The sequence below is a fragment of the Neisseria sp. WLZKY-1 genome (assembly GCF_046546535.1).
Lineage (GTDB): Bacteria > Pseudomonadota > Gammaproteobacteria > Burkholderiales > Neisseriaceae > Neisseria.
Map to the genome: position 1 here is coordinate 1 of NZ_JBKGTW010000017.1, position 26949 is coordinate 26949.

Here is a 26949-nt window from a genome sequence, read left to right on the forward strand (position 1 = left end):
TACCGCCTCGGCCGGATTGACCTGAACGACTTCTGCTAAACTGCCCGAAAAACTGTTACCCATGTCCCCGCACAGGTGTTACCTATGTGTCCGGTCTGTACACCCAAGCGCGGGGGAGGGCAGAGGAGGGGCACAGAACCGCTTGTCCGCCGCCGTATAAATCCCGTTCAAACCGCAAACCTCCACCCAGCCCTCCCGCAAGCAAAAGAGGGAACAGGTTTCAGACGGCCTCGACAGCGGCTTCAAGCCGTCAGAGGCCGTCTGAACGCTTCCGACTCTTCTCACTCCCTACACCCGCCCCGTTTTCCGTTGAAGCGCCTCTGTTTTTTCCGTACAATCCGCGCCTTTCCAACACCCCGTCAGGCCGTCTGAAAGCGGCCTGATATTTTTGATTTTAAAGAACCATGTCCGAAATCCTCGATCAAGTGCGCCGCCGCCGCACGTTTGCCATCATCTCCCACCCCGACGCGGGTAAAACCACGCTCACCGAAAAGCTCTTGCTGTTTTCGGGCGCGATCCAAAGCGCGGGTACGGTAAAGGGCAAGAAAACCGGCAAATTCGCCACCTCCGACTGGATGGAAATCGAGAAGCAGCGCGGCATTTCGGTGGCTTCGTCCGTGATGCAGTTTGACTACAAAGACCACACCGTCAACCTGCTGGACACCCCCGGCCACCAAGACTTCTCGGAAGACACCTACCGCGTGCTCACCGCCGTGGACAGCGCGCTGATGGTGATCGACGCCGCCAAAGGCGTGGAAGCACAAACCATCAAACTGCTCAACGTCTGCCGCCTGCGCAACACGCCCATCGTAACCTTTATGAACAAATACGACCGCGAAGTGCGCGATTCTTTGGAGTTGCTGGACGAAGTGGAAAACATCCTGCAAATCCGCTGCGCGCCCGTAACTTGGCCGATCGGCATGGGCAAAAACTTCAAGGGCGTGTACCACATTCTGAATGACGAAGTGTATCTGTTTGACGCGGGCGGCGAGCGGCTGCCGCACGAGTTTGACGTGATTAAAGGCATCGACAATCCCGAGTTGGCGCAGCGTTTTCCGCTGGAAATCCAGCAGCTGCGCGATGAGATTGAGTTGGTGCAGGCGGCGTCCAACGAGTTTGATTTGGATGAATTTTTGGCGGGTGAACTCACGCCCGTGTTCTTCGGCTCGGCAATCAACAATTTCGGCATTCAGGAAATTTTGAACTCGCTGATTGACTGGGCACCCGCGCCGCAGCCGCGCGATGCCACCGTGCGCCAAGTTGCGCCCGATGAAGCCAAGTTTTCGGGATTTGTGTTCAAAATCCAAGCCAATATGGACCCGAAACACCGCGACCGCATCGCCTTTTTGCGCGTCTGCTCGGGAAAATTCGAGCGCGGCATGAAGATGAAACACCTGCGCATCAACCGCGAAATCGCCGCCAGCAGCGTGGTTACGTTTATGTCGCACGACCGCGAGCTGGTGGAAGAAGCGTTTGCGGGCGACATCATCGGCATTCCCAACCACGGCAATATCCAAATCGGCGACAGCTTTTCCGAAGGCGAAACGCTGGCGTTTACCGGCATTCCGTTTTTCGCGCCCGAACTGTTCCGCAGCGTGCGCATCAAAAACCCGCTGAAAATCAAACAACTGCAAAAAGGCTTGCAGCAGCTGGGCGAAGAAGGCGCGGTGCAGGTGTTCAAGCCGATGAGCGGCGCGGATTTGATACTCGGCGCGGTGGGCGTGTTGCAGTTTGAAGTCGTTACCTCGCGGCTGGCGAACGAATACGGCGTGGAAGCGGTGTTTGACAACGCGTCCATCTGGTCGGCGCGCTGGGTGTCGTGCGACGACAAGAAAAAGCTCGCCGAGTTTGAAAAAGCCAACGCGGGCAACCTTGCCATCGACGCAGGCGGCAACCTCGCCTACCTCGCCCCCAACCGCGTGAATCTGAATCTCACCCAAGAGCGCTGGCCGGACATCGTGTTCCACGAAACGCGCGAGCATTCGGTGAAGCTGTAAAACGCCGCGCAAGCACAGAGGCCGTCTGAAAGCATGAAATAGGGCTTTCAGACGGCCTTTGCTTGATTTTCGCGGGCAAACAGCCCATATTGCGCCCGTCTTTACTTTTCACGCCAAACCAGCCATGAGCCACACCGTCCGCCTGACATTCGACGACATCGACAACACCGTCCTGCAACGCCTCGCCGGCCCCTTCGACGCCAACCTTGCCGCGTTGGGCAAGGCTTTGGACATCCAAATCACCCGCCGTTTTGCCGACTTCACCTTTATCGGCGGCCTCGCCCACGCAGGTCGCTGCGCCCTCGTCGCCCTTGCCGATACCGCGCAAACGCGCGATCTCGACGACAACGACATCAGCCTGGCCGCCGTCGAAGCCAAAACCGCCGACGCCGCCCACGAAGAAAAAAGCGACGGCAAACAGTATTACCTGCAAACCAAGCGCGGCAGCATCGGCGGGCGCACGCCGCGCCAAAACGGCTACATTCGCGCCCTCCTGAACCACGACATTGTCTTCGGCCTTGGCCCGGCGGGCACGGGCAAAACCTATCTCGCCGTGGCCGCTGCCGCCGACGCGATGGAAAAACACCAAATCGAGCGCATCATCCTCGTGCGCCCCGCCGTCGAAGCGGGCGAAAAACTCGGCTTCCTGCCCGGCGATCTGACACAAAAAGTCGACCCCTACCTGCGCCCGCTCTACGACGCCCTTTACGATTTGATGGGCTTCGACCGCGTCACCAAGCTCTTGGAAAAAGGCCTGATCGAAATCGCCCCGCTGGCCTATATGCGCGGCCGCACCCTCAACAGCGCCTACGTCATCCTCGACGAAGCGCAGAACACCACGCCCGAGCAGATGAAGATGTTCCTCACCCGCATCGGCTTCGGCACAAAAGCGGTTATCACCGGCGACATCAGCCAGATCGACCTGCCGAAAAACATCAAATCCGGCCTGAAAGACGCGCGCGAAAAACTGCGCGGCATTGAAGGGCTGTATTTCCACACCTTCACCAGCGAAGACGTCGTCCGCCACCCGCTCGTGCAGAAAATCGTCGAAGCCTACGAAGCGGCCGACGAACGCGGACAAGAGGCCGTCTGAAAAGCCCGAAGGCCGTCTGAAAGCCTTTCAGACGGCCTCCGATTCCAAGTCTGCAAAAGGAAACCCGCCGTGAACACCATACAAGGCGATTTGATCGCCCTCGCGTTGGCCGGACGCTTCGACGTTATCGTCCACGGCTGCAACTGCCGCCACGCGATGGACGCGGGTATCGCCAAACAAATCAAGGCCGCCTTCCCCGAAGCCTACACTGCCGACCTCGCCACGCCCAAAGGCGCGGGCAAACTCGGCACCATCAGCACCGCCGAAATCGAACGCGGCGGCGTGCGTTTCACCGTTGCCAACGCCTACACGCAAGACCACTGGCAGGGCGCGGGCGTGCTGGCCGACTATGCCGCCATCCGCGCCGCCTTCGCCGAAATCGCACGCCGCTATCCCGACAAGCGCATCGCCTACCCGAAAATCGGCGCCGGACTGGCCAAAGGCGACTGGCAGGCCATCGCCGCCATCATTGACGAAGAGTTGGCAGGCTGCGACCACACCCTCGTCGAATATGCTCCTAGGGGCTGTTGACAATTGGTTTGCGAAGCGGGTTTTGCGCCATAAAACAGCATCTGCCGCGTTGCAAATCCTCACAAGGTGTCCAACCTTGCTGCGGTTTGCGCCTTGCATCTGCCGCTTTCTGACGCAAAATCCGCTTCGCAAACCAATTGTCAACAGCCCCTAAGGCCGTCTGAAACGTTTTCAGACGGCCTTTGCCCCCAAGCCGCAAACAGAGTACATTTACGCCTGTTTACCCTCTCTTAACGGAACACGCCATCATGGACAAATTCACCAAATCCGCCAAACTCGACCACGTCTGCTACGACATCCGCGGCCCCGTACACAAAAAAGCCCTCCAACTCGAAGAAGACGGCCACCAAATCCTCAAACTCAACATCGGCAACCCCGCCCCCTTCGGCTTTGAAGCGCCCGACGAAATCCTCGTCGACGTTATCCGCAACCTGCCCACCTCGCAGGGCTACTGCGACTCCAAAGGGCTCTATTCCGCCCGCAAAGCCATCGTCCACTACTACCAGACCAAAGGCCTGCGTGATGTCACCGTCGACGACGTCTACATCGGCAACGGCGTGTCCGAACTCATCACCATGTCGATGCAGGCGCTGTTGAACGACGGCGACGAAATCCTCATCCCCGCGCCCGACTACCCCTTGTGGACGGCCGCCGCCACCCTCGCCGGGGGCACCGTGCGCCATTACCTGTGCGACGAAGAGCGCGACTGGTTTCCCAACCTCGCCGACATCGAAGCCAAAATCAACGCCCGCACCAAAGCCATCGTTATCATCAACCCCAACAACCCCACCGGCGCGGTGTACAGCAAAGAAGTTTTGCTCGAAATCGCCGAACTCGCCCGCCGCCACGGCCTGATTATTTTCGCCGACGAAATCTACGACAAAATCCTCTACGACGGTGCCGAACACCACCACATCGCCGCCCTTGCCCCCGATTTGCTCACCGTCACCTTCAACGGCCTCTCCAAATCCTACCGCGTGGCCGGATTCCGCCAGGGCTGGATGCTGCTCAACGGCCCCAAGCAGCACGCCAAAGGCTACATCGAAGGGCTGGACATGCTCGCCTCCATGCGCCTGTGCGCCACCACCCCCATGCAGCACGCCATTCAGACGGCCTTGGGCGGCTACCAGAGCATCAACGAACTCATCCTGCCCGGCGGCCGCCTGCTCGAACAGCGCGACAAAGCCTGGGAAATGGTAACGCAGATTCCCGGCATCAGCTGCGTCAAACCGCAGGGCGCGCTGTATATGTTCCCGAAAATCGACACGGAAATGTACGGCATCACCGACGACATGAAATTCGTCTACGACTTTCTCGTGCAGGAAAAAGTGCTGCTGGTGCACGGCACGGGCTTCAACTGGATCAAACCCGACCACTTCCGCATCGTCACCCTGCCGCACGTCTATCAAATCGAAGAAGCGATGGAGCGGCTGGCGCGTTTCCTGAAACACTACCGGCAGTAAACGTGCCAAACGTTCCGAGGCCGTCTGAAAGCGGCAAACGCCTTTTCAGACGGCCTCCTGCTTCTCGCTCCGCTACTCTATGCAGGCCGTCTGAAAACAGGCCGTCTGAAACGCCAAAACCAGGGAAGAACCCGCCATGCAACAAAAAGCCCGTTTCCAAATCGAAGGCATGAACTGCCAGGCCTGCGCCTCGCGCATTGAAAAGGTGTTGAACAAAAAAGACTTTGTCGAATCAGCTGGCGTGAATTTTGCCGGCGAAGAGGCGCAGGTGGTGTTTGACGGCAGCCGCGTGTCTGCCGCCGAGATTGCCGCGATTATCGATAAGGCGGGTTTCCGTGCGGTGGAAAAAACCGAAGCGGCCATGCCGCAGGATGTGCCGGTGCGTATCGGCTGGCGGCTGGCTTTGCTGCTGGCGGTGAGTGTTCCGTTTCTTATCGGCATGGCGGGCATGATGGCGGGGCGGCACGATTGGATGCTGCCGCCTTTGTGGCAGTTTGCGCTGGCCAGCGTGGTGCAGCTTTGGCTGGCCGTGCCGTTTTACAAAAGCGCATGGGCGAGCATACGCGGCGGGCTGGCGAATATGGATGTGTTGGTAACCATTGGCACGCTGTCGATTTACCTTTACTCGGCCTATATGCTGTTTTTCGGCGCACACGCAGCACACGGCGCGCATGTGTATTTTGAGGCGGGCGTGATGGTGGTGGGCTTTGTGTCGCTGGGCAAATTTTTGGAGCGGCGCACGAAAAAATCCAGCCTCAACAGCCTCAGTTTGCTCATCAAACTCACGCCCGCGCAGGTTAACGTGATGCGCGGCGGCGCGTGGGTTGCACTGTCGGCCGACCAAATCGCCGTCGGCGACCTGATACGCGCCAACCACGGCGAGCGCATCGCCGCAGACGGCATCGTCGAGAGCGGCAGCGGCTGGGCAGACGAGAGCCATCTCACCGGCGAATCGCGCCCCGAAGTCAAACAGGCGGGCAGCAAAGTGTTGGCCGGTGCGCTGATGAGCGACGGCAGCATTACCTACCGCGCCGCCAAACTCGGCAGCGCCACGCTGTTGGGCGACATGATGAACGCGCTCTCCGAAGCGCAGGGCAGCAAAGCACCGATTGCCCGCGTGGCTGACAAAGCGGCGGCGGTGTTTGTGCCCGCCGTGGTGGGCGTGTCTTTGCTGATTTTTGTTTTGAACTGGATTTTCAGCGGCGATTGGACGCTTGCGCTGATGCGCGCCGTGGCCGTGCTCGTGATTGCCTGCCCGTGCGCGCTCGGCCTGGCCACGCCCGCCGCGATTATGGTGGGCATGGGCAAAGCGGCGCGGCACGGCATCTGGTTTAAAGACGCGGCCGCGATGGAAACCGCCGCACAGGTCGATACCGTGGTGCTCGACAAAACGGGCACGCTCACCGAAGGCCGCCCGCGCGTGGCCGCCGTATGGCTGGCCGATGCAGACAGCGTTGACGAAAACGGCCTCTACCGCCTTGCCGCCGCCATCGAACAAAACGCCGCCCATCCGCTTGCCGCCGCCATCGTCGCCGCCGCACGCAAACGCGGCATCGACATTCCGCCGTCTGAAAACGCACACACCGCCGTCGGCGCAGGCATCAGCGCGTATGTTGACGGCGCAGAAGTCAAAGCAGGCCAAGCCGGTTTTGCAGGCGTTGAACTGCCCGACTCCCTCTTTTCAGACGGCCTATGGCGCAACGCAAGCATTGTTGCCGTATCGGTGGGCGGCAAACCCGCAGGCGCGTTTGCACTCTCCGACACGCTCAAAGCCGATGCCGCCGAAGCCGTAGGCCGTCTGAAAACGCGCGGCATCCGCGTGCTTGTACTCAGCGGCGACAAGCAGGCCGCTGTTGACGACATCGCGGCGCAACTGGGCATCGCCGAAGCACGCGGCGGCATGACCCCGCGCGGCAAAGCCGCCGAAATCGAACGGCTCAAAGCCGAAGGCCGCACCGTGGCGATGGTGGGCGACGGCATCAACGACGCGCCCGCGCTGGCTGCCGCCCATGTCAGCTTCGCCGTGAAAGGCGGCGCCGACATCGCCGAACACAGCGCATCGGCCACGCTGATGCAGCACTCGGTCAACCGCCTTGCCGACGCGCTCTTCATCTCACAAGCCACGCTGAAAAACATCCGGCAAAACCTGTTTTTCGCCTTTTTCTACAACACATTGGGCATCCCGCTGGCCGCGCTGGGCTACCTCAGCCCCGTGATTGCGGGCGCAGCGATGGCCGCCAGCTCGATTTCCGTACTCGGCAACGCGCTGCGTTTGAAAAAAGTGAAGATTGGTTGAAAAGGGCATGAGGCCGTCTGAAAACAGAAAGAAACCCATGCAAAAACCGCAAAACCTGTTTCCCACGATACTCGCCCTCGCGCTCGCCGCGCTGATGGTATGGTCGGGCATTGCCCCGCTCGACCGTGCCGTGTGGTATGCCGAGATTATTCCCGTGTCGGCCGTGTTTTTCGCGCTGGTGCTGACGCACCGCCGCTTCCGTTTCAGCAACGCGGCGTATTTGCTGATGAGCCTGTGGCTGTTTATGCACACCGTCGGCGCGCACTATACCTTTGCCGCCGTACCCTTCGACGCCGCTAACTGCCTGCTTGCGCCGCTGTTGGGCGAGGGGCGCAACCATTTCGACCGCGTCGGCCACTACATCATCGGCTTCTACGCCTTTGCAATGGCCGAATGGCTGCTGCGCCGCCGCCTTGCGGGCTTGCCGCTGGCGCTGTTTTTCTCGCTGTTTTTCATCATGAGCGTGGCGGCAGCTTATGAAATCATCGAATGGCAGTATGCCGTTATCGAAGGCGGGCAGGCGGGCATCGAAGTGCTCGGCTCGCAGGGCGATATTTGGGACGCGCAAAAAGACATGCTGGCCGACACGCTCGGCGCGCTGACTTCGCTGGCGCTGTTTCTGCTGCTGCGGCCGGACAGGCAGAGGCCGTTCCCGCCTTCGCGGGAATGACGTTTCTGAAACTGAAAACTAGGCGGCAACGGAGTGAAATCCCGTTTCCCGTCTGCATCACAATCCACACGGAAACAAAAAAGCCTGCGGCATCTCCGCAGGCTTTTTTGTTTGCGTTTATTCGCTTTCGCGTTTGGCGCGCAGCAGCACCTTGCCGCGTCTGCCCGTGAGCGTAAGCGTGTTGCCTTTGACGCGGTAGGCCGTGCCGCGTTCGAGGATTTGCGCGATGGCCGCTTCGTGTTCCATCGCGTCGCCTTCGCAGGCTTTCAGGGTGGAGGCGGCGGCTTGGGCTTTCAGACGGCCTTTTGTGACGCGGTAGGCGGCGTTGAGGGTGTTGCAGCCCGCGCTTGCGTGCAGGCGGTGTTCGGCGGCATCGAACTCGATAAAGGCGCTGTCTGCGGGTTTGCCAGCGGCTTCGAGTATCTGCCAGCGGCCGTCGGGCTGTGCGGCCGACGCAGCGGCGGCAGAGAGGGCGAGCAGGGCGGCGAGGGCGGTTTTTTTCATGATGCTTCCTTTGCAGTTGGTGGAAAAAAGGGTTTCAGAAACGTCATTCCCGCGTAGGCGGGAACGGCCTGTGGCGTGTCGGGCATTCAGGCGCGGTTGTCGGGGTCGAGGGCGGCCGTGGCTAGGCGCAGCCACTGCCAGGCGATGTGGTAATGGTCACCGAAGGCGTTAAAGAGCGCGTCTTCGCTCAATACGCTGTATTCGCCCTGCGTGTGCAGCGAGACGGGCAGGCCGTCTGAAACCGCGTTGCAGTAGGGCATGTATTCGGTTGCGTAAAAACGGTCGAGTTCGGCCATGATGTCAGCAGCCTGCCGCCATTGCGCCTGCGCATCTTCCAGCGCGGGCAGCAGTTCGAGCCAGCGGCGGTAGAGGGCTTGGATTTCGTCGATGCGCCGCTGCGCCTGTTCGGGGGGGATGTTCATGTTTTTTCCTTTCTCGTATTTTATAGTGAAGCAAAATAAAAAAACTACGGCGTTGCTGCTTCACAAAAAGCATTGCAGCAAATCGTTGAGAAACAGCCTGCCTTGCGCGGTGGGGCGGAACACGGTGGGGTCGTTTTCGAGCAGGCCTTTGCGGCGGGCGGTTTCGATTTGCGCCATGATGCGGGCGGAGCTGATGCCGGTGCGCTCCTGCAACAGGGTGGCGGGTACGCCCTCGGAGAGGCGCAGGGCGTTCATCATGAATTCAAAGGGCAAATCGTCGGCGGACACGGTTTTGCGGTCGATGCCGTCTGAAGGGTTGCGCTGCATGGCGGCAAGGTAGTCGTTGGGGTGGCGGCGGCGCACGGTGCGCTCGATGCGGTCGGGAAACGAGATTTTTCCGTGCGCGCCTGCGCCGATGCCGATGTAGTCGCCAAACTGCCAATAGTTTAGGTTGTGGCGGCACTGCATTTGCGGGCGGGCGAAGGCGGAGGTTTCGTAGTGGATGAAACCTGCGCCGTCGAGCGCGTCGTGTACCGCGTCTTCGATGTCGAGCGCGGCTTCGTCTTGCGGCAGGCCTTTGGGCGGCGTGTGGCCGAAAGGCGTGTTCGGCTCCATGGTCAGATGATAGGCGCTGATGTGGCTCGCGCTGGTGGCGATGGCGGTGTTCACGTCGGTTAAGGCCGTCTGAACGGTTTGGCCGGGCAGGGCGTACATCAAGTCGATGTTGACTTTTTCAAACAGTTTCAAGGCGGTATCGATGGCGCGCTGGGCTTCGCTGCCGTTGTGCACGCGCCCGAGCCGCTCAAGCATGGTGTCGTTGAAACTCTGCACGCCGATGGAAAGCCGCGTGATGCCCGCGTCTTTGAAGCCTTTGAATTTTTCGATTTCAAACGTGCCGGGGTTGGCTTCGAGCGTGATTTCCGCTTCGGGCTGCAAACGAAGTAGCGAGCGCAGGCCGCTCAACAGGCGGTCGATGGAGGCCGCCTGAAACAGGCTGGGCGTGCCGCCGCCGAAAAATATCGTTTCCACCGGCCGCCCCCAGATATTGGGCAATTCGGTCTGCAAATCGGCCAAGAGCGCGTCGATATAGGCTTCTTCGGGCAGGCCGTTTTTCAGGCTGTGGGAATTGAAGTCGCAATACGGGCATTTTTTAATGCACCACGGGATGTGGATATAGAGCGACAGGGGCGGCAGGGCGGCGAGGTGGCCGGGTTTTTGGAAGGTGATTTGGGTCATGGGTGTTTTTTATACGACGAAATGGCAGTTTAGGAAGCAGCGTTGTCGTTGAAAGTCGCCCTTGCGGCCGTATTGGTGCCAGATTTGGCCGAAAATATCGTAGACGTGCAGGCTGTTTTTACAGTAAATCCGCTCGTCAAGTTCGACCTGCTGCTTTTCGCTGTATGGTTTGTTGCGGCTTTCGGCAATCAGGACATTGACGAGGGATTCGGGATCGTCGTTGCTGATGTCGCTTGCCGTTGCCGCTTCGCGTTTCATATTCCGCCCGTACAGCATGGGACGCGAACAGGCAAACGGTGTTTCGTCGAGTCCGGCGATTTTTTCCAGCCACAAACGGTCGTCGGCCGCTATTTCGTCCAGACCCAACGCTTCGGCCTGCGCCAGATGCTGTTGCAGGTCTGTGATGATCTGTTGTTTCCACAGCAGATATTCGGCGTTTATTTCCTGCTGCCGTTTGCGGTAGTCCTGTTCCAAACCGCGCCATTTTTCGCTTTGTTCGGACGGCGGCAGCGGCGGGCAGCCGGCAATCAGGCCGCCGTTCCAATGGTCGCACGGTTTTCCGCATGAGGGGCAGGCGGGCGGGCGGCGGCTGTATTTGGCGGGCGGAACGCTTATGCGGCAGGAAAAGCAGACGAAGGAAGGGTGGCGTTCGCGGGTCATGATAGAAAATCCTCGATTTCGGCTTGGGTCAATTGGGAATTGTAGACGGCTAATACGTCGTCTGAAAGAATCTTCACCAGCGCGGGCACGGTTTTGATGCCGTGTTGCGCGCGGAAAGCCGCCCATGCGGTTTTGTCGCTGCTGTCGGCGAAGCGCACGGCGGTACCGGTTTGTTCGGCGGCGGCTTTGAGTTTCGGCGCGAAACGGCGGCAATAGGAACAGCTTGCTTTGGCGAAGAAAACTACGGCGGTGTGTTTGTGCGCGATGATGTGCGCCAGCTCTTCGGGCGTGATGGGGGCGAATGCGGCGGTGTGTCCGGCAAAGGCGGCCAGGTCGGCGGCGGTGGGTTTGGGCATGGTTTTGGGGGCGCGAGGCCGTCTGAAAGTTTGTTGGGTTTCAGACGGCCTTTGGCTTTATAAAGCGGCGATTTTGTCGAGCAGTTCGCGCAATGCTTGGGCGCGGTGGCTTTCGGCGTTTTTGGTTTCGGGCGCGAGTTCGGCGGCGGTGAGGCCGTGTTCGGGCAGGTAGAAATGCGGGTCGTAGCCGAAGCCGTTTTGGCCTTTGGCGTCAATCTGCCATTGGCCGCGCCAGATGCCTTCGGCGATGACGGGCTGCGGGTCGTCGGGGTGGCGCACGAAAACGAGTACGCAGACGTAGTAGCAGCTTTTGTCGGCTTTGTCTGCCAGTTCGGCGGAGAGTTTGGCGTTGTTGGCGGCATCGGATTTGGGGTTTTCGCCGGCGTATCGGGCAGACTGTACGCCGGGTGCGCCGCCGAGTGCGTCGGCGCAGATGCCGCTGTCGTCGGCGAGGGCAGGCAGGCCGCTGTGGCGCGAGGCGTGGCGGGCTTTGGCGAGGGCGTTTTCGACAAAGGTGTGGTAGGGCTCGGGGCATTCGGGCGTGTCAAACTGCGATTGCGGCAGGATTTGGATGTTGTGCGCGGCAAAGAGGCGGGAGAATTCTTTGAGTTTGCCTGCGTTGCCGCTGGCGAGGACGATTTTTTCAAGCATGGCGGTCTCGGTTTTCTGGTGTTTGAACGGTGTTTTCAGACGGCCTTTGCGCCGCTTGGGCGCGGGCGTGTTCGCGGATGAAGAGGGCGAGGGAAGTGATTTGGCCGAAGGCGGCGGCAAAGGCAAAGAGGAAGCAGGCGACGGCGAACTGGCGGCTGTGTTGCGCCAGCAGCCAGCCGCCTGCGCCGATGAGAGCGATAAAGAAGAGGGTAAAGGAAAGGGTGAGCAGCAGAAAGGCGCGGCGTTTGGTCATGGCGTGGTCGGGTCGGCAAAAGGCGGCATTATAGCCGATGCGGCGCGGCGGGTTTGAGGCCGTCTGAAAAGCATGTTTTATGCTTTCAGACGGCCTCATGCCTTTTCACGCTTTCTTCGTATTTCTGTTTGCGCGGCAACAGGAAAGGCCGTCTGAAAGCCTTGGTTTCGGTTTTCAGACGGCCTGAATGTTGCCGCCGCCGTGTTTGCGCGGGCGGAAGCGGTGGTTTTTTATAAACCCTTTTCCGCCGCGATTTTGTCCAGCAGGGCGGCGCAGCCTGCTGCGGCGAGGGCGTAGGTTTCGTCGAAATCGCCGGTGTACCAGGGGTCGGGAACGTGGCTGTAACCCGATTCGGGGATGAGGTCGGTGAGTTTGAACAGTTTGTCGGGATGGCGACCGAAGAGGCGTTCGAGTTCGGCGAGGTTGGCGTCGTCCATGGCGACGATGTAGTCGTAATGCTGTTTGTCGGTGGCTTCGATTTTGCGGCTGGTAAAGCCGCCTGTGTCGATGCCGTGCCGCTGCAAAACGGTTTTTGTGCCGCGGTGCATGTCTTCGCCGTCGTGAAAACCCGACGTGCCCGCGCTGGCTGCGCGGATTTTGTCGGACAGGCCGCGTTCGGCGGCAAGGCGGCGCAAAACATATTCGGCCATCGGCGAGCGGCAGATGTTGCCCAGGCAGACAAAGAGGACGCGGGTCATGACGCGCTGCCGTCGCTGTAAAGCGGGTTGTGGCCGGAGAGGCGCAGGGCTTGGGGATAGGTGGGCAGCTCTTCGTTTTCGCCTATGGGTTCGTGCAGCAGGCGGATGTTTTCCACTTGGCATTCGGCGAGCAGGTCGAGGAAGTTTTGCTGGACGATTTCGATTTTGTCCATCGGCGAGAGCGGCCAGGAGAAGGTTTGCGGCTGGATTTCAAACTGGCTTTCGGTGGCGTTGAAGCCGAAGACGAGGCGGCCGCCTTCCTGCGCGGCCATGACGACGCCGACGCGCGGGCTCTGCATGCGGATGGAGCGGATGGAGTTGGCGGCGAACACGTCCAAGGCCATGCGCAGGCGCATATGGCTGGCGTCGGTGAGGGCGGCGGTGGGGCTGTCGGGCGATAGCGGGTTGGCAAAGAGGGTGACGCCGGGGGTTTTCAGGGCTTCGAGCCACACCTGCATCAGCGGCAGGGCGGCTTCCTGTAAGTTTTTGCCCAACGATTCGGCCAGCTCGCGGCCGCCGTAGCCGAGGGCGAAGGCGACGCTGACGGACTGACCTTCGGCCAGCGGCAGTTTTTCGGTTTGCGGCAGGGCGGCGGCAAATTCGGCGGCGGCTTCGGCGTTTTGCTTGGCTTTGAACCATTGTCCGGCATTGATTTCGGCCATTTGTCCGGCGGTGAGCAGGCGCGGCAGCCAGGTGGCGCGGGCGAAGGGGCGGGTGTGCGGGTAGTTGCCCAGGCAGGCGGAGAGTTCGAGCGCGGGGGCGGCGGCGGGTAGGGCAGCTTCTTTTTTGCAGCCGGCAACGAGCACGACGGGCAGGGCAAACCATTGCACTTCGTCGTCGGTTTTGGCCTGCAAGACGTCGTTGAGCGCTGCCATGATTTGGCGGTAGGCGGTTTCGCTGGGGGTCATGCTCATGGCGACGGACAGGTTGAGATAGAAGTTTTGCGAGAGCATGCCGTAAATCTGTGCGCGCAGGGCTTCGGCGGCCAGTTTCGCCTGTGCGCCGCTGCCTGCGGCCTGCACGGCGTGCATCAGCAGCTCGCGTTTGACGGCTTCGGCGGGATAGGGGCGGGTGTCGGGTAGGTAGCGGCGGTCGGTCATGGTTTTGTTCCGGATGTGTTGTGCAAAATGCGGCGGATTATAGCGGAATGGAAGAGCGTAGGGCGGCAGAAAGGCCGTCTGAAAGGTTTTCAGACGGCCTCTGTTTGCAAAACGCGGATTATTTGCGCAGACCCAGACGGGTAATCAGCTCGCGGTAGGTGTCGGGTTTGGTGCGACGCAGGTAGGCCAGGAGGCGGCGGCGTGCGCTGACCATTTTCAACAGGCCGCGGCGGCTGTGGTGGTCTTTCGGGTTGGCTTTGAAGTGCGGGGTGAGGTCGTTGATGCGGAAGGTCAGCAGGGCAACCTGTACTTCGGACGAACCGGTATCGCCTTCTTTGCGTTGGAAATCTTTGACGATTTGCGCTTTTTGTTCGATGGACAACATGTGGAAATACTCCAAAAAATAAAGCCTTGCGGCAGACAAGTCCTGACAGCCGAAACCGTGCGGACTCCGAAAAAACCGCCCGGCGTCGGGCGGAGCGCGGATTATACTGTAAGCAGCAGCCGCCTGCACGTTTTTTTGGCCGTTTGTCGGAGGCCGTCTGAAAAACGGGTTTCAGACGGCCTCCCGCATTCGGCTTACTCTGTCTGCGCCGTATTCATTAGCCGCAGGGCTTTCAGACGGCCTATGTCTTTTTGATAAGTAACCAGGCCGATAAAGCGGCCACCCTTGTCGTAAACGCGGTAGGGTGTGTCGTCGGTCAGGTCGTCTGAAAACTGCGGGCGCTGGCCGCAGCGCAGCATTTTCACGGCGGTGTCGTTCAATACCAAACGGGGCAGGTGTTGCACCAATACGTCGCAGGGCAACAGCAGCGCGTCGCGTCCGGCCTCATCCAGCGCGGCCAAACCGTCAAGCGTGTGGCTTTGGGCGATGGTGAAACCGGCGGTTTCGGTGCGGCGCAGGGCGGTGAGGTGGGCAAAGGTATTGAGTTGTTTGGCAATGTCTTCGGCGAGGGTGCGGATGTACGTGCCCTTGCTGCAACGCACGTCTATCACGGCTTGGGGCGCGGCAAACTGGGTTACGTCAATCGAGTAAATCGTGATGTCGCGCGCTTTGCGTTCGATCACGATGCCTTTGCGCGCGTATTCGTAAAGCGGTTTGCCCTCGTATTTGAGTGCGGAAAACATCGGCGGCACTTGGCGGATATTACCTGTGAGCGCGGCGCAGGCCGTCTGAAATTCGGCTTGGCTGATGTCGGCGCGGCCGGTGGCGACGATTTCGCCTTCGGCATCGCCCGTGCTGCTGGCCTCGCCGAGTTTGAGCGTGGCGGTGTAGGCTTTGTCGGCATCGAGCAGGTATTGGGCAAACTTGGCCGCTTCGCCGAAGCACACGGGCAACAGGCCGGTGGCCAGTGGGTCGAGCACGCCGGTGTGGCCGGCTTTTTCGGCGCGGTAGAGGCGGCGGGCTTTTTGCAGCGCGGTGTTGCTGGAAAGTCCTGCGGGTTTGTCGAGCAGGAGTACGCCGTTGACGGGGCGTTTGGCAGGTTTGGTGTTCATGGTGTTGGTTTGGCGATTAAGAGGGAGGCGGCTGCAAACAGGATAAGTGGTTATGTGGGAAAATCGGCCAAAATCATGATAAGGACAAACAAAATCAGCGGCCATTCGGGTGCGGTTTTTTTAATCAGAAAGCGGGCGGTATCCGCCCCCGTGTGTTCAAAGCTGTACGCACCTTTTTTCAGACGGCCGTAGCGCAGCATAATGTGTCTGCGCTTGCTGCGGGCGAAGTCGGCGTGGAACAGCTTGGGTAGGAGGCTTTGCTTTTTGCCTTCGCGGTCGGTAATGGCAAAGGGCGGATTTTTGTCGGGCGCAGACGGGGCGCAAAGCCAAACGGAGTATGTGCCGCCGCGTTCGATGTCGAAAGGAAAGCCGCCGCAACCTGCGGGGATGTCGGCGATAACGGGCGCACGGCGCAGCTTGACGGCGTAATAGACGCAATAGGCAAGGAAGCAAATGTAGAGGATAAAGATGTGGGAAGACATGGCGTTTTTTGTTTTCGGAAACATCATTCCTGTGTTTATGCCGCGAAGGGGTTGGCGGGAGCGGCCGTGCGTGTTTTTCCGGAACGGATTTTGAAGCCTGTCCGTTGCAGAAGGAGGCCGTCTGAAAGGTTTTCAGACGGCCTCACAGTCTGTGTTTTCAGGGCAGGCAGCGTTTGGGCTTTTTGCTGTAACAGTCGGCCGAGCCTATGCCTATGCTCCAATAGTTGCGCCCTTTGGGCAGTTCGAGGGCGAGCAATTCGGCTTCGTGCGGGTATTCGGCCATCATGCGCAGGATTTCTTCTTCGTAGGTGTCGCGCCAGATGGCGGTGTTGATGGCGCAGAAACGGTAGGAATAAGGTTCGTCGCCGGTGATTTTGCCGCCGCCGTTGTGCTGTTCCAGCAGGGCGTAGAGTTCGTCGGCAGGCAGGACAAAGGGGTTTTCGCCGTAGATTTCGACGCTGTTGCCGCTTTGCAGGAAAGGGCCTTCGGGGATGTCGAAAAAGTCGACAATGCCGCTGCGGTCGAAGTAGACATGGCAGTCGAGCAGGTCGTAATAGAGGACGTAGTCGTTCTGCTGGCAGGGTTCGCCCAGCAGGGAGACGGCCTCGTCTTTATGGCAGCCGAAGTTAAGGCGGCCGCGTCCGACGACTTCCAGCCCTTCGAGCGGGCGCAGGATCAGGTGTGCCATGTCAGTCTTCCACGGGTTTTTCGGCGGCAACCTGTTCGATCAGGTGGGAAATGCTTCTGCCGCGTTCGATGGAATAGTCGTATTTGAAGTGCAGCTCGGGGATTTTGAACAGCTTGATGCGTTTGGCCAGCTCGCTGCGCAGGTGGCCTTTGGCGTGTTCGAGAGCTTCTTCGGTGATGTCGCGGGTGCTGTCGTCGAGGACGGTGTAGTAGACGGTGGCGTGGCTATAATCGCGGGTGACGTCCACTTCGTTGATGGTGATGAAACCGGCGCGCGGGTCTTTCAGGCCGGTGCGCACGAGTTCGGCCAGCTCGCGCATGATTTGTTCTTTGACGCGGTCTTGGCGGGCATAGCCCCTGCGGGTTTTGTTCATTCGTTTTCCTTAATCGTTCGGCGTTTTCAGGCGGGGCGCATTATAGCCCAATTGCCGTATAATGCCCGCCTTCCGTTTGTCAGGCCGTCTGAAAACCCGCATGAAAATTCTGTTTGCCCTGCTTTATCTGATCCAGCTTCTGCCCTTTTGCGCCATACAGCAAACCGGCAGATTTTTCGGTTGGGCAGCCTATTATCTGGTGGCGCCGCGCCGCCGCATCGGCCGCATCAACTTGGAAAAGTGTTTCCCCGAATGGGACGAACGCAAACGCGAGGCGGTGTTGAAAGCGCATTTTATGGAGATGGGCAAACTGCTGGCGGAATACGGTTTGTATTGGTACGGCAGTGCAGGCCGTCTGAAAAAGCTGGTGCGCTACCGCGACAAGCATTATTTGGACAACGCGCTCGCGGCAGGCGAAAAAGTGATTTTGCTTTATCCGCATTTTACGGCTTTCGAGCTGGCGGTGTACGCGCTCAATCAGGACGTGCCGCTGATCAGCATGTATTCGCACCAGAAAAACCCGATGCTCGACGCGCAAATCCTCAAAGGCCGCCACCGCTACGACAACGTGTTCCTCATCGGCCGCACCGAGGGTTTGCGCGCCATCATCAAACAGTTGAAAAAAAGCGACGCGCCCTTTCTTTATCTGCCCGACCAGGATTTCGGCCGCAAGGATTCCGTGTTCGTTCGTTTTTTCGGCATTCAGACGGCCACCATCGCCGGCCTGAGCCGCATCGCCGCGCTCACAGGCGCGAAAGTCATTCCCGCCATCCCCACGCGTCAGGCCGACGGCACGGTGGAACTGCGCTTCTACCCGGCTTGGGAAAACTTCCCGACGGACAGCCCCGAAGCCGACGCGCAGCGCATGAACGACTTTATCGAAGCGCGTGTGCGCGAACAGCCCGAACAGTATTACTGGCTGCACAAGCGTTTTAAAACGCGGCCGGAAGGCGAAGCGGAGTTTTATTGAACGCGTCGGATACGTCGGCAATCGGTCTTGTGGCGCTTTTTGAAAAAACCGAACAGGCCGTCTGAAAACAGGCTTTCAGACGGCCTGTTCGGATTTTCGAATAAATTCGGGTACAATCGCGCGCCCTCAAAATTAGGAGATTTGCACATGTGGAACAAAAAATGGGTGGTCGGCAACTGGAAAATGAACGGCCGCCTGCAAAACAACGATATGCTGCTGCACGAGCTGCGCAATCTGCCGCCGCAGCAAAACGTGTGCATCGGCATTGCACCGCCCGCCGTATACCTGCAACAGGTTCGTCAGGCTTTGCAGTCCGTCACCAACAACTCCGTACGCACCTGCGCCCAAGATGTCAGCCGCTTCCCCGGCAGCGGCGCCTACACCGGCGAAGTGTCCGCCGAAATGCTCAAAGACATCGGCGTCAACATCGTCTTAATCGGCCACTCCGAGCGCAGCCTCTATTTCAACGAAAAAAACGACACCCAGCGCCTGAAAATCGAAAACGTCCTCGCCGCCGGCCTCACGCCGCTCTTGTGCGTCGGCGAAAGCCTCAAAGAGCGCGAAGACGGCCGCGAAAAAGAAGCGGTCATCTACCAGCTTTCCGTCTTAAAAGGCCTCAACACCCGTAATTTTGCCATCGCCTACGAACCCGTGTGGGCAATCGGCACGGGAAAAGTCGCGAGTAAAGAACAAATTGCACAAATGCACGCGTTTATTTACAGCGAAGTGTTGTCAATGTGCGGCAGCGATGCTATAGTTCGCGTTCTTTACGGCGGCAGCGTCAACGAAAAAAACGCCGCCGAAATATTCGGTGTACCGCATGTAGACGGTGCATTGGTAGGCGGAGCATCGCTTTCCTACGAATCTTTCGCCGCCATTGTCCACGCAGCCGAACAAGCCTGAAATTATGGAAGCATTCAAAACCCTGATTATGATTTTAAACGGCTTTGCCGGCCTTACCGTTATCCTGCTCGTTCTGATGCAGCACGGTAAAGGCGCAGATGCCGGGGCTACTTTCTCAGGAGGCAGCGGCAGTGCCCAGGGCGTATTCGGTTCTGCTGGTAGCAGCAACTTTCTTAGCCGTAGCACCGCCATCGCCGCAACCGTATTTTTTGCCACCTGCTTGGCTATGACTTATATATACAGCCACTCGGGAAAACGGCAGATAGATTTCAGCAACGTGCAGCAAAGCGCACCTGCGAAAACACAATCGGCAGTACCTGCGGGTAATGCTGATGAAACAAAAAAATAATTCCCTTTCCAGCCGACATGGTGAAATTGGTAGACACGCTATCTTGAGGGGGTAGTGATCCTAGATCGTGCGAGTTCAAGTCTCGCTGTCGGCACCAACATAAGAAAACAGCCCAACTTTTCGGGCTGTTTTTTTACATCTAACGCCATCTAATGCCGTAAACCAAACGCCCGATATATCAGGCTTTACGCCCGTTTCTCTATTCCCTTTTTTCCGTCTTGGCCGTCCGCCGCCTTCCGTTTCCAGTTGTCAGAATTTTCCCGTCCGCCGGTCTGCTTCTTTGGTTTTTTGTCTGTTTCAGGCTTCTTTCCCTGACAGATACTCCGCCAGCCCGCGTTCGCGCAATACGCAGCTGGGGCACTCGTGGCAGCCGCCGATAATGCCGTTGTAGCAGGTGTGGGTGTGGGTGCGGATGTAGTCGAGGCGGCCGAGGCGGTCGGCCAGCGCCCACGTTTGCGCTTTGGTGAGGTGCATCAGCGGCGTGTGGATTTGGAAGCTGTAATCCATCGCCAGATTGAGGGTGACGTTCATGGATTTGACGAACACGTCGCGGCAGTCGGGATAACCGGAAAAATCAGTTTCGCACACGCCTGCGATGATGTGGCGTATGTCCTGCCCTTTGGCGTAAATCGCGGCGTAGAGCAGAAAGAGCGCGTTGCGGCCGTCGACGAATGTGTTGGGCACGCCGCTTTCGGCCGTCTGAATGTCGGCGGTGTCGTCCATCAGCGCGTTGCGGGTAATCTGCTGCATCAGGCTCAAATCGAGTACGGTTTGTTTTACGCCCAAATCCTGCGCGATCCATTGTGCGCGTTCGAGTTCGACGGCGTGGCGCTGGCCGTATTGGAAAGTGATGGTTTCGACGTTTTCGCGGCCGTAGGTGTCGATGGCTTGGAAAAGGCAGGTGGTGGAATCTTGGCCGCCGGAGAAAATCACGAGGGCTTTTTGCAGGTTCATGGAAACAGTACCGGTGTTGGAAAGCGGCGGATTATAGCGGGTTTGGCGGCGGGCGCTTATCGGCGTAAAATGCGCGGCTGGTTTGACACACAATCAAAAGAGGAAAAATATGTTTTGGGCTATTATGTCAGCGTGCTCCATTGTGGTGGCCGTGTTGGTGGTATGGGTGAACGCGAGTGCTTTCGGCATGGAAGAGAAGGATCACAAGGAGTTGTCGGATTATGAAAAACGGCTCGGTTTGGGGCCCGCTCCGACGGTGAAAAAAGAAGGAGAGCAGGGCGAATAGGCTTTGCACAGGTTTGAGGCCGTCTGAAAAACTGTTTTGGCAGTTTTTCAGACGGCCTCATGATTTTGGCTGCGCCGAAGCTGCGCTTTCAGACGGTCTCACAGGTTTTCAAACCGCTTCTATGCCGCCCGCAACGATGTATTTCATTTCCAGATATTCGTCCAAACCGTAGCGCGAGCCTTCGCGGCCGATGCCCGACTGTTTCACGCCGCCGAAGGGGGCGGCGGCGTTGGAGAGCATGCCGGTGTTGGCGGCGACCATGCCGTATTCGAGGGCTTCGGACACGCGCACGAGGCGGGCGGCGTCGCGGGTGTAGACATAGGCGGCCAGGCCGTATTCGGTGTCGTTGGCCAGGCGCACGGCTTCTTCTTCGTGCTCGAAACGGAACAGCGGGGCGAGGGGGCCGAAGATTTCTTCGCGCGACACGGCCATGTCGGGCGCGGCGTCGGCGATAACGGCGGGCGGGAAGAAGAGGCCGTCTGAAAGGCCGCCGCACAGGAGTCTGCCGCCTTTGCCGGCGGCATCGTCGAGCAGGCGGCGGACGTTGGCGGCGGCGGCTTCGTCGATCAGGGGGCCGATGTCGGTGTCCGGCCGCATACCGTCGCCGGTTTTCAGACGGCCTGCGGCGGCGGCGAATTTGGCGGCGAACTCGTCGTAGACGCCGCTTTCGATGTAGAAGCGGTTGGCGCAGACGCAGGTTTGTCCGGCGTTGCGGAATTTGGCGGCGATTGCGCCTTGCACGGCGGCGTCGATGTCGGCGTCGTCAAAGACGATGAAGGGGGCGTTGCCGCCGAGTTCGAGCGATACTTTTTTGACGGTGGCGGCGCACTGCGCCATCAGTTTGCGGCCGGTTTCGGTCGAACCGGTGAAGCTGAATTTGCGTACGCGCGCATCGCCCGTCAGCACGCCGCCGATGGCGCGGGAATCGCCGGTGATGACGTTGAACACGCCTGTGGGTATGCCCGCGCGTTGCGCTAATTCGGCCAGGGCGAGGGCGGAGAGCGGGGTTTGCGAGGCGGGACGGACGATGAAGGTGCAGCCTGCGGCCAGGGCGGGCGCGGCTTTGCGGGCGATCATGGCGTTGGGGAAGTTCCACGGGGTAATCGCGGCACACACGCCGACGGGCTGGCGGATGACGGTGATGCGCTGGCCTGCGTTGAGGGCGGGGATGGTGTCGCCGTACACGCGCTTGGCTTCTTCGGCATACCATTCGACATAGGATGCGCCGTAGGCAATTTCGCCTTTGGCTTCAGAGAGCGGCTTGCCCTGTTCGGCGGTGAGGATGGCGGCGAGGGCGTCTTGGTGTTCGGTCATTAGGTCGAACCAGCGGCGCAGGATGCGGCTGCGTTCGGCGGCGGGGCGTGCAGCCCAGTCTTTTTGCGCGGCTTGGGCGGCGGCAACGGCCACCAGGGCTTCGGCTGCGCCCATGTCGGGCACGGTGGCGATGGTTGCGCCGTTGGCGGGGTTGGTGACGGCAATGGTGCGGCCGTTGTCGGCGTCGCGCCATTGTCCGTTTATTAGGCATTGGGTTTTCAGCAGGGATTCGGCGGCGGGCATGGTTTTTCCTTTCTCATTCGGCTGGGCGGAGGCTGTTTTCACTCCGTTGAAGCTTCGTTTTCAGACGGCCTTTCGGGGTGGGCCGTATTCGCGTGGGACACGCTGTGAGGTTTGGCAAAAAGGCCGTCTGAAAGGGTTTCAGACGGCCTTTGGGGTTTATGCGGCGAGTGTGCGGGCGAAGAGGATGTTGTCTTCCAGTTCGATGTGGTCGGCCAAGTCGTCGGCAAACTGTTTGGCGAGGGCGAAAAGCTGCCGCCATTCTTCGGAGGCGTTTTCGGGCGGGGTGAAGTTGCCGGTGACGGCGGCGAGTTGGCCGATGGCACCCTGGTGGTCGCCGTGTTCGTGCATCATCATGCGGATGGGCATGGCCGCGCCGCTGCCCGCGCCGTTTTCGATCATGGGGAAGAGGATGCGCTCTTCTTTCATCATGTGGCTGAGCAGCTCGTTTTGGATGGCCTGCACGAGAGGGACGAAGTCTTCGGGGAAGTCGGGGTTGCTTTCGGCGAGCTGTTCGCCCTGCTCGATCATGTCGGCAAGCTGGCTGCGGTGGGTTTCGTGGTAGCGGGGGACGATGTGGGCGGTGATGTCGTTAAGCGGGGCGCTCTGCCAGGCGGTGAGGTCGGTCATGGTCGGTGTCCTTGTGGTTTTGCCGCTTGTGGCGCGGCTTGGTTGGAAAGTTGCGGATTATAGGAATGTTTGCAGACGGGGGCAAATGAGGCCGTCTGAAAATGCCGTAAAGGGCTTTTCAGACGGCCTTTTGCTATGAAGAACGCGGGTGGTGTTCGTCGACGATGGTTTTCAGGCGTTCGGCGGCGACATGGGTGTAGATTTCGGTGGTGGTGATGTCGGCGTGGCCGAGCAGCTGCTGTACGACGCGCAAATCGGCGCCGTGGTTGACGAGGTGGGTGGCGAAGGCGTGGCGCAGGCCGTGCGGGCTGAGGTGGCGGATGCCTGCGGCGGCGGCGTGTTTTTCGACGATCATCCAGGCAAGCTGGCGGCTGATACCGACGCGTTTCTGGCTGACGAAGATTTCGTCGCGGCGGGCGTCTTTTAACAGCTGCGGGCGGGCTTCGGCCAGATAGCGTTCGAGCCAGTAAACGGCTTCTTCGCCCATGGGGACGATGCGCTGTTTGCCGCCTTTGCCGAGGGTGGAGACGAGGCCGCGTTGCAGGTCGGCTTCGTTCAGTGTCAGGCGGACGGCTTCGCTGACGCGCAATCCGGTGGCGTAGATGAGTTCGAGCAGGGCTTTGTCGCGCAGGCCGTGGGGTGTGCCGGTGTCGGGAGCGGCGAGCAGGGCGTCGATTTGCGCTTCGCCGATCAGGGGTGGCAGTTTTTTTTCGCGCTTGGGGGCGGTGAGGTGTTCGCAGGGGTCGGCGGCGGTTTGGCCGGTGTCGGTCAGCCAGCCGTAGAGGCGTTTGCAGGCGGAGAGGGCGCGGGCTTGCGAGCGAGGGCTTTCGTCGGGATGGTAGACGGCGGCGGCAAGGTCGCTGCTTTGTGCGTTAAACCAGTCCAGCCCCTGTTCTGCCAGCCGCGCCGATACTTTGGCGAGGTCGCGGCGGTAGGCGGCGAGGGTGTTTTGGCTCAGGCGGTCTTGCAGCCAGAGGTGGTCGAGCAGGCGTTCGATGGTCTCGCTCATGGCTTTCAGACGGCCTCTTTGCCTTGCAGGGCGGCGAGCACTTCGGCGGCGTGTCCTGCGGCTTTGACTTTGCGCCATTCGTGTGCGATGCCGCCGTTTTTGTCGAGTACGAAGGTGCTGCGTTCGATGCCGTAGGACTCTTTGCCGTAGAGCTTTTTCAGTTTGATGACGTCAAACAGGCGGCAGACGGTTTCGTCGGCGTCGCTCAGCAGCTCGAAATTGAAGCCCTGTTTGGCGCAGAAGTTTTGGTGCGATTTGACGCCGTCGCGCGAGATGCCGGCGACGGTGTAGCCGAGTTTGGCAAACTCGGGCAGCAGGGCGTTGAATTCCAGCCCTTCGGTGGTGCAGCCGGGGGTGCTGTCTTTGGGGTAGAAATAGAGGACGAGGGGCAGATGGTCGGCGGCGCGGAAGTCTTGGCCGGAGGAGGAAGGCAGGGTGAAGTCGTATTTCATGATGTGTCGCGTGGAAGAAAAAGCGCGATGGTAGGCCGTCTGAAAGCGGCGGGCAAGTTTTTAAAACCTGTTCAGGCGGCCTACTTATCCACAGTTTACCTATCTTAACGCTTGACTTATCCACAGACCGCCCTATATAGCGTGCCATGACAAAACTGCCCTTTATCAAGGAGACCCTATGAGATTCGACAAATTAACCGCCAAATTCCAACAAGCCCTGCAAGAAGGCCAAAGCCTGGCTCTGGCTGCCGACAGCAGCTATCTGGAAGCGGGCTTTGTACTCAAAGCCCTGCTCGACGATGCCGACAGCGGCGCGGCCGCGCTGCTCGCACACGCGGGCGTGAACGTGCCGCTGGCCAAACAAAAACTCAACGCATATTTAAGCAGCCTGCCCAAAGTATCCGGCCAGGGCGGCGACATCATGCCCAGCCGCGAGTTGCAGGCAGTGTTGAATTTAATGGACAAAGCCGCCGTCAAACGCGGCGATGCCTACATTGCCAGCGAATTATTCCTGCTCGCGCTGGTGCAGCAAAACGACGCCACCGGCAAAATCCTGAAAGAAGCCGGCGCGACCGAACAAAACATCAACGCCGCGATTGACGCGGTACGAGGAGGACAAAACGTGAATGATGCCAATGCCGAAGACCAACGCGATGCGCTGAAAAAATACACGCTCGACCTGACCCAGCGCGCCCGAGACGGCAAACTTGACCCCGTTATCGGCCGCGACGACGAAATCCGCCGCGCGATTCAGGTATTGCAACGCCGCACCAAAAACAACCCCGTACTGATCGGCGAACCGGGTGTGGGTAAAACGGCTATCGTCGAAGGCTTGGCACAGCGCATCGTCAACGGCGAAGTGCCCGAATCCCTGCGCAACAAACGCCTGCTGGTTTTGGATTTGGCGGCATTGATTGCCGGCGCGAAATACCGCGGCGAATTTGAAGAGCGTCTGAAAGGCGTGTTGAACGATTTGGCGAAAGACGACGGCAACACCCTGATTTTCATCGACGAAATCCATACTTTGGTCGGCGCAGGCAAAACCGACGGCGCAATGGACGCGGGCAATATGTTGAAACCGGCTTTGGCGCGCGGCGAACTGCACTGCATCGGCGCGACCACCTTGGACGAATACCGCCAATACATCGAAAAAGACGCGGCACTCGAACGCCGCTTCCAAAAAGTATTGGTCGGCGAACCCAGCGTGGAAGACACCATCGCCATCTTGCGCGGTTTGCAGGAGCGCTATGAAATTCATCATGGCATCGACATCACTGACCCCGCCATCGTTGCCGCCGCAGAATTGAGCGACCGCTACATTACCGACCGCTTCCTGCCCGATAAAGCGATTGATTTGATTGACGAAGCCGCCAGTCGCATCAAAATGGAGCTGGACAGCAAACCCGAGCAGATGGACAAACTCGACCGCCGAATCATCCAGCTCAAAATGGAAAAAATGCACGTTGCCAAAGAGAGCGATGACGCCAGCAAAAAACGTTTGGAACTGATAGACGAAGAAATCGACGGCTTGCAAAAAGAATACGCCGATTTGGACGAAATCTGGAAAGCCGAAAAAGCCGCGTCTTCCAGTACCGCCGACATCAAGAAACAGATGGACGACATCAAAGTCAAAATCGAGCAGGCCAAACGCCAAGGCGACTTCGCCCGCGCCTCCGAACTCGAATACGGCGAGTTGCCGAAATTGGGTGCGCAGTTGCAGGCGGCGGAAAGTAACCCTGACGGCAAAAAACAAAACAAACTCTTCCGCACCGAAGTCGGCGCGGACGAAGTGGCCGAAATCGTATCGCGCATGACCGGCATTCCTGTGTCCAAAATGATGGAAGGCGAACGCGACAAGCTGCTGAAAATGGAAGAAGTATTGCACCGCCGAGTGGTCGGTCAAGACGAAGCCGTGCGTGCCGTGTCCGATGCCATCCGCCGCAGCCGCTCCGGTCTTGCCGATCCGAACAAACCCTACGGCAGCTTCCTGTTCCTAGGCCCGACCGGCGTGGGTAAAACCGAGTTGTGTAAAGCTTTGGCAGGCTTCTTGTTTGACAGCGAAGACCACCTCATCCGCATCGACATGTCCGAATACATGGAAAAACACGCCGTTGCCCGCCTCATCGGCGCGCCTCCGGGCTATGTCGGCTACGAAGAGGGCGGCTACCTGACCGAACAAGTGCGCCGCAAACCGTACAGCGTGATTCTGCTGGACGAAGTGGAAAAAGCCCATCCCGACGTGTTCAACATCCTGCTGCAAGTATTGGATGACGGTCGCCTGACCGACGGACAAGGTCGCACCGTGGACTTTAAAAACACCGTCATCGTCATGACTTCCAATATCGGCAGCCAGCACATCCAACAAATGGGTACGCAGGACTACGAAGCCGTGAAAGAAGCGGTGATGGAAGAAGTGAAAGCCTACTTCCGCCCCGAAATGATCAACCGTATCGACGAAGTGGTCGTGTTCCACGGACTGGATCAGGAGAATATCCGCAACATTGCGAAAATCCAGCTCAAAGGCTTGGAAAAACGTTTGGAAGCGCAGCACCTGCACCTGAAAGTGGACGATGCCGCCTTGGATTTGATTGCCGAAGCCGGTTTCGATCCCGTGTACGGCGCACGCCCGCTCAAACGCGCCATCCAATCGGAAATCGAAAACCCGCTTTCCAAAGCACTGCTCGAAGGCAAATACGCGCCCGACAGCACGATTCATGTGAAAGCAGCAGACGGCCGTTTGGTGTTTGCCTGACGCAAAAGCAGCCTGAAAGACATACCGCCACCGTTTTTACACTGGCAGGCAGTCTTTCAGGCTGCTTTTTTTGAGGCGTTTTCAGGCTGTCCCTCATCTGTATCCGCGATTCGGCAGCCC

General features: G+C 59.2%; 30 protein-coding genes and 1 tRNA gene. 12 read left to right on the forward strand and 19 right to left on the reverse strand.

The window, feature by feature from the left end:
- Positions 1-404: 404 nt before the first annotated feature.
- The 6 genes from ACLD9W_RS06125 (at position 405) to ACLD9W_RS06150 (ending at position 8050) form a co-directional block, all read left to right on the forward strand.
- Complete coding sequence (locus ACLD9W_RS06125; protein WP_410841194.1) at positions 405-1997, forward strand: peptide chain release factor 3; 1593 nt, start codon at positions 405-407, stop codon at positions 1995-1997.
- Positions 1998-2121: 124 nt separating this feature from the next.
- Entirely contained in the window at positions 2122-3090 is a 969-nt protein-coding gene (locus ACLD9W_RS06130; RefSeq protein WP_410841195.1) for a PhoH family protein, read from the forward strand.
- A 69-nt stretch (positions 3091-3159) separates the two neighbouring features.
- Positions 3160-3621 (forward strand): macro domain-containing protein, encoded by a 462-nt coding sequence (locus ACLD9W_RS06135; protein ID WP_410841196.1) that lies wholly within the window; start codon positions 3160-3162, stop codon positions 3619-3621.
- A gap of 248 nt (positions 3622-3869) precedes the next feature.
- The gene (locus ACLD9W_RS06140; RefSeq protein WP_410841197.1) at positions 3870-5084 is read left to right on the forward strand and encodes a pyridoxal phosphate-dependent aminotransferase; all 1215 of its coding nucleotides are present in this window, start codon (positions 3870-3872) and stop codon (positions 5082-5084) included.
- Between the two features lie 136 nt (positions 5085-5220).
- Positions 5221-7380 carry a heavy metal translocating P-type ATPase gene (locus ACLD9W_RS06145; protein WP_410841198.1) on the forward strand — a complete coding sequence of 720 codons (2160 nt, stop codon included), beginning with the start codon at positions 5221-5223 and terminating at the stop codon, positions 7378-7380.
- 37 nt (positions 7381-7417) lie between these two features.
- The gene (locus ACLD9W_RS06150) at positions 7418-8050 is read left to right on the forward strand and encodes a DUF2238 domain-containing protein (RefSeq protein ID WP_410841199.1); all 633 of its coding nucleotides are present in this window, start codon (positions 7418-7420) and stop codon (positions 8048-8050) included.
- A 117-nt stretch (positions 8051-8167) separates the two neighbouring features.
- On the opposite strand, the gene ACLD9W_RS06155 is transcribed toward ACLD9W_RS06150, so the two are convergent.
- The 14 genes from ACLD9W_RS06155 to rbfA all read right to left on the reverse strand — a co-directional run bounded on the left by ACLD9W_RS06155 (position 8168) and on the right by rbfA (position 16970).
- Positions 8168-8554: an META domain-containing protein gene (locus ACLD9W_RS06155; RefSeq protein ID WP_410841200.1), complete on the reverse strand. Its 387-nt coding sequence runs from the start codon at positions 8552-8554 to the stop codon at positions 8168-8170.
- Between the two features lie 86 nt (positions 8555-8640).
- On the reverse strand, positions 8641-8976 hold the full coding sequence (locus tag ACLD9W_RS06160; RefSeq protein ID WP_410841201.1) for a DUF4298 domain-containing protein: 336 nt from the start codon (positions 8974-8976) through the stop codon (positions 8641-8643).
- A 60-nt stretch (positions 8977-9036) separates the two neighbouring features.
- Positions 9037-10212, reverse strand: coding sequence for a radical SAM family heme chaperone HemW (gene hemW, locus ACLD9W_RS06165; protein ID WP_410841202.1), 1176 nt, complete (start codon positions 10210-10212; stop codon positions 9037-9039).
- Positions 10213-10221: 9 nt separating this feature from the next.
- Complete coding sequence (locus tag ACLD9W_RS06170; RefSeq protein ID WP_410841203.1) at positions 10222-10872, reverse strand: hypothetical protein; 651 nt, start codon at positions 10870-10872, stop codon at positions 10222-10224.
- Positions 10869-11228: a thioredoxin domain-containing protein gene (locus tag ACLD9W_RS06175; RefSeq protein WP_410841204.1), complete on the reverse strand. Its 360-nt coding sequence runs from the start codon at positions 11226-11228 to the stop codon at positions 10869-10871. Before ACLD9W_RS06175 ends, ACLD9W_RS06170 begins: the two co-directional genes overlap by 4 nt.
- A gap of 57 nt (positions 11229-11285) precedes the next feature.
- Positions 11286-11879, reverse strand: coding sequence for an RdgB/HAM1 family non-canonical purine NTP pyrophosphatase (gene rdgB / locus ACLD9W_RS06180; RefSeq protein WP_410841205.1), 594 nt, complete (start codon positions 11877-11879; stop codon positions 11286-11288).
- Positions 11872-12132 (reverse strand): NGO_0222 family membrane protein, encoded by a 261-nt coding sequence (locus tag ACLD9W_RS06185; protein ID WP_410841231.1) that lies wholly within the window; start codon positions 12130-12132, stop codon positions 11872-11874. The genes rdgB and ACLD9W_RS06185 overlap by 8 nt, the downstream gene beginning before the upstream one ends.
- A gap of 230 nt (positions 12133-12362) precedes the next feature.
- Positions 12363-12830, reverse strand: coding sequence for a low molecular weight protein-tyrosine-phosphatase (locus tag ACLD9W_RS06190; protein ID WP_410841206.1), 468 nt, complete (start codon positions 12828-12830; stop codon positions 12363-12365).
- Positions 12827-13930 carry a conjugal transfer protein gene (locus tag ACLD9W_RS06195; protein WP_410841207.1) on the reverse strand — a complete coding sequence of 368 codons (1104 nt, stop codon included), beginning with the start codon at positions 13928-13930 and terminating at the stop codon, positions 12827-12829. Before ACLD9W_RS06195 ends, ACLD9W_RS06190 begins: the two co-directional genes overlap by 4 nt.
- Positions 13931-14048: 118 nt before the next feature.
- Complete coding sequence (gene rpsO, locus ACLD9W_RS06200) at positions 14049-14315, reverse strand: 30S ribosomal protein S15 (RefSeq protein WP_009425790.1); 267 nt, start codon at positions 14313-14315, stop codon at positions 14049-14051.
- Positions 14316-14509: 194 nt separating this feature from the next.
- A complete protein-coding gene (gene truB / locus ACLD9W_RS06205; protein ID WP_410841208.1) occupies positions 14510-15427 on the reverse strand; it encodes a tRNA pseudouridine(55) synthase TruB in 918 nt (305 codons plus the stop codon).
- A 50-nt stretch (positions 15428-15477) separates the two neighbouring features.
- Entirely contained in the window at positions 15478-15909 is a 432-nt protein-coding gene (locus ACLD9W_RS06210) for a hypothetical protein (protein ID WP_410841209.1), read from the reverse strand.
- Positions 15910-16066: 157 nt separating this feature from the next.
- A complete protein-coding gene (locus ACLD9W_RS06215) occupies positions 16067-16597 on the reverse strand; it encodes a hypothetical protein (protein ID WP_410841210.1) in 531 nt (176 codons plus the stop codon).
- A gap of 1 nt (position 16598) precedes the next feature.
- Entirely contained in the window at positions 16599-16970 is a 372-nt protein-coding gene (gene rbfA / locus ACLD9W_RS06220) for a 30S ribosome-binding factor RbfA (protein ID WP_410841211.1), read from the reverse strand.
- Positions 16971-17070: 100 nt separating this feature from the next.
- Here rbfA and ACLD9W_RS06225 point away from each other — a divergent pair, with 100 nt between their 5' ends.
- The 4 genes from ACLD9W_RS06225 (at position 17071) to ACLD9W_RS06240 (ending at position 19289) form a co-directional block, all read left to right on the forward strand.
- Entirely contained in the window at positions 17071-17940 is an 870-nt protein-coding gene (locus tag ACLD9W_RS06225; RefSeq protein ID WP_410841212.1) for a lipid A biosynthesis lauroyl acyltransferase, read from the forward strand.
- A 147-nt stretch (positions 17941-18087) separates the two neighbouring features.
- A complete protein-coding gene (gene tpiA / locus ACLD9W_RS06230; protein ID WP_410841213.1) occupies positions 18088-18843 on the forward strand; it encodes a triose-phosphate isomerase in 756 nt (251 codons plus the stop codon).
- Positions 18844-18847: 4 nt separating this feature from the next.
- Positions 18848-19192 carry a preprotein translocase subunit SecG gene (gene secG, locus ACLD9W_RS06235; protein WP_410841214.1) on the forward strand — a complete coding sequence of 115 codons (345 nt, stop codon included), beginning with the start codon at positions 18848-18850 and terminating at the stop codon, positions 19190-19192.
- An 11-nt stretch (positions 19193-19203) separates the two neighbouring features.
- Positions 19204-19289 (forward strand) — tRNA-Leu (locus ACLD9W_RS06240).
- Positions 19290-19489: 200 nt separating this feature from the next.
- On the opposite strand, the gene queC is transcribed toward ACLD9W_RS06240, so the two are convergent.
- Entirely contained in the window at positions 19490-20146 is a 657-nt protein-coding gene (gene queC / locus ACLD9W_RS06245; protein ID WP_410841215.1) for a 7-cyano-7-deazaguanine synthase QueC, read from the reverse strand.
- A 124-nt stretch (positions 20147-20270) separates the two neighbouring features.
- On the opposite strand from queC, the gene ACLD9W_RS06250 reads away from it, so the two are divergent.
- On the forward strand, positions 20271-20432 hold the full coding sequence (locus ACLD9W_RS06250; RefSeq protein ID WP_410841232.1) for a hypothetical protein: 162 nt from the start codon (positions 20271-20273) through the stop codon (positions 20430-20432).
- Positions 20433-20540: 108 nt separating this feature from the next.
- Here the strand turns inward: ACLD9W_RS06250 and ACLD9W_RS06255 are convergent, their stop codons facing one another.
- The 4 genes from ACLD9W_RS06255 to ACLD9W_RS06270 form a co-directional block, all read right to left on the reverse strand.
- Entirely contained in the window at positions 20541-21989 is a 1449-nt protein-coding gene (locus ACLD9W_RS06255) for an NAD-dependent succinate-semialdehyde dehydrogenase (RefSeq protein WP_410841216.1), read from the reverse strand.
- 156 nt (positions 21990-22145) lie between these two features.
- Positions 22146-22616, reverse strand: coding sequence for a hemerythrin domain-containing protein (locus ACLD9W_RS06260; RefSeq protein ID WP_395429363.1), 471 nt, complete (start codon positions 22614-22616; stop codon positions 22146-22148).
- A gap of 133 nt (positions 22617-22749) precedes the next feature.
- Positions 22750-23625: a site-specific tyrosine recombinase XerD gene (gene xerD / locus ACLD9W_RS06265; RefSeq protein WP_410841217.1), complete on the reverse strand. Its 876-nt coding sequence runs from the start codon at positions 23623-23625 to the stop codon at positions 22750-22752.
- Positions 23626-23630: 5 nt separating this feature from the next.
- Positions 23631-24077 (reverse strand): peroxiredoxin, encoded by a 447-nt coding sequence (locus tag ACLD9W_RS06270; RefSeq protein ID WP_410841218.1) that lies wholly within the window; start codon positions 24075-24077, stop codon positions 23631-23633.
- Positions 24078-24255: 178 nt separating this feature from the next.
- Here ACLD9W_RS06270 and clpB point away from each other — a divergent pair, with 178 nt between their 5' ends.
- Positions 24256-26829, forward strand: coding sequence for an ATP-dependent chaperone ClpB (clpB, locus tag ACLD9W_RS06275; protein WP_410841219.1), 2574 nt, complete (start codon positions 24256-24258; stop codon positions 26827-26829).
- Positions 26830-26949 lie beyond the last annotated feature (120 nt).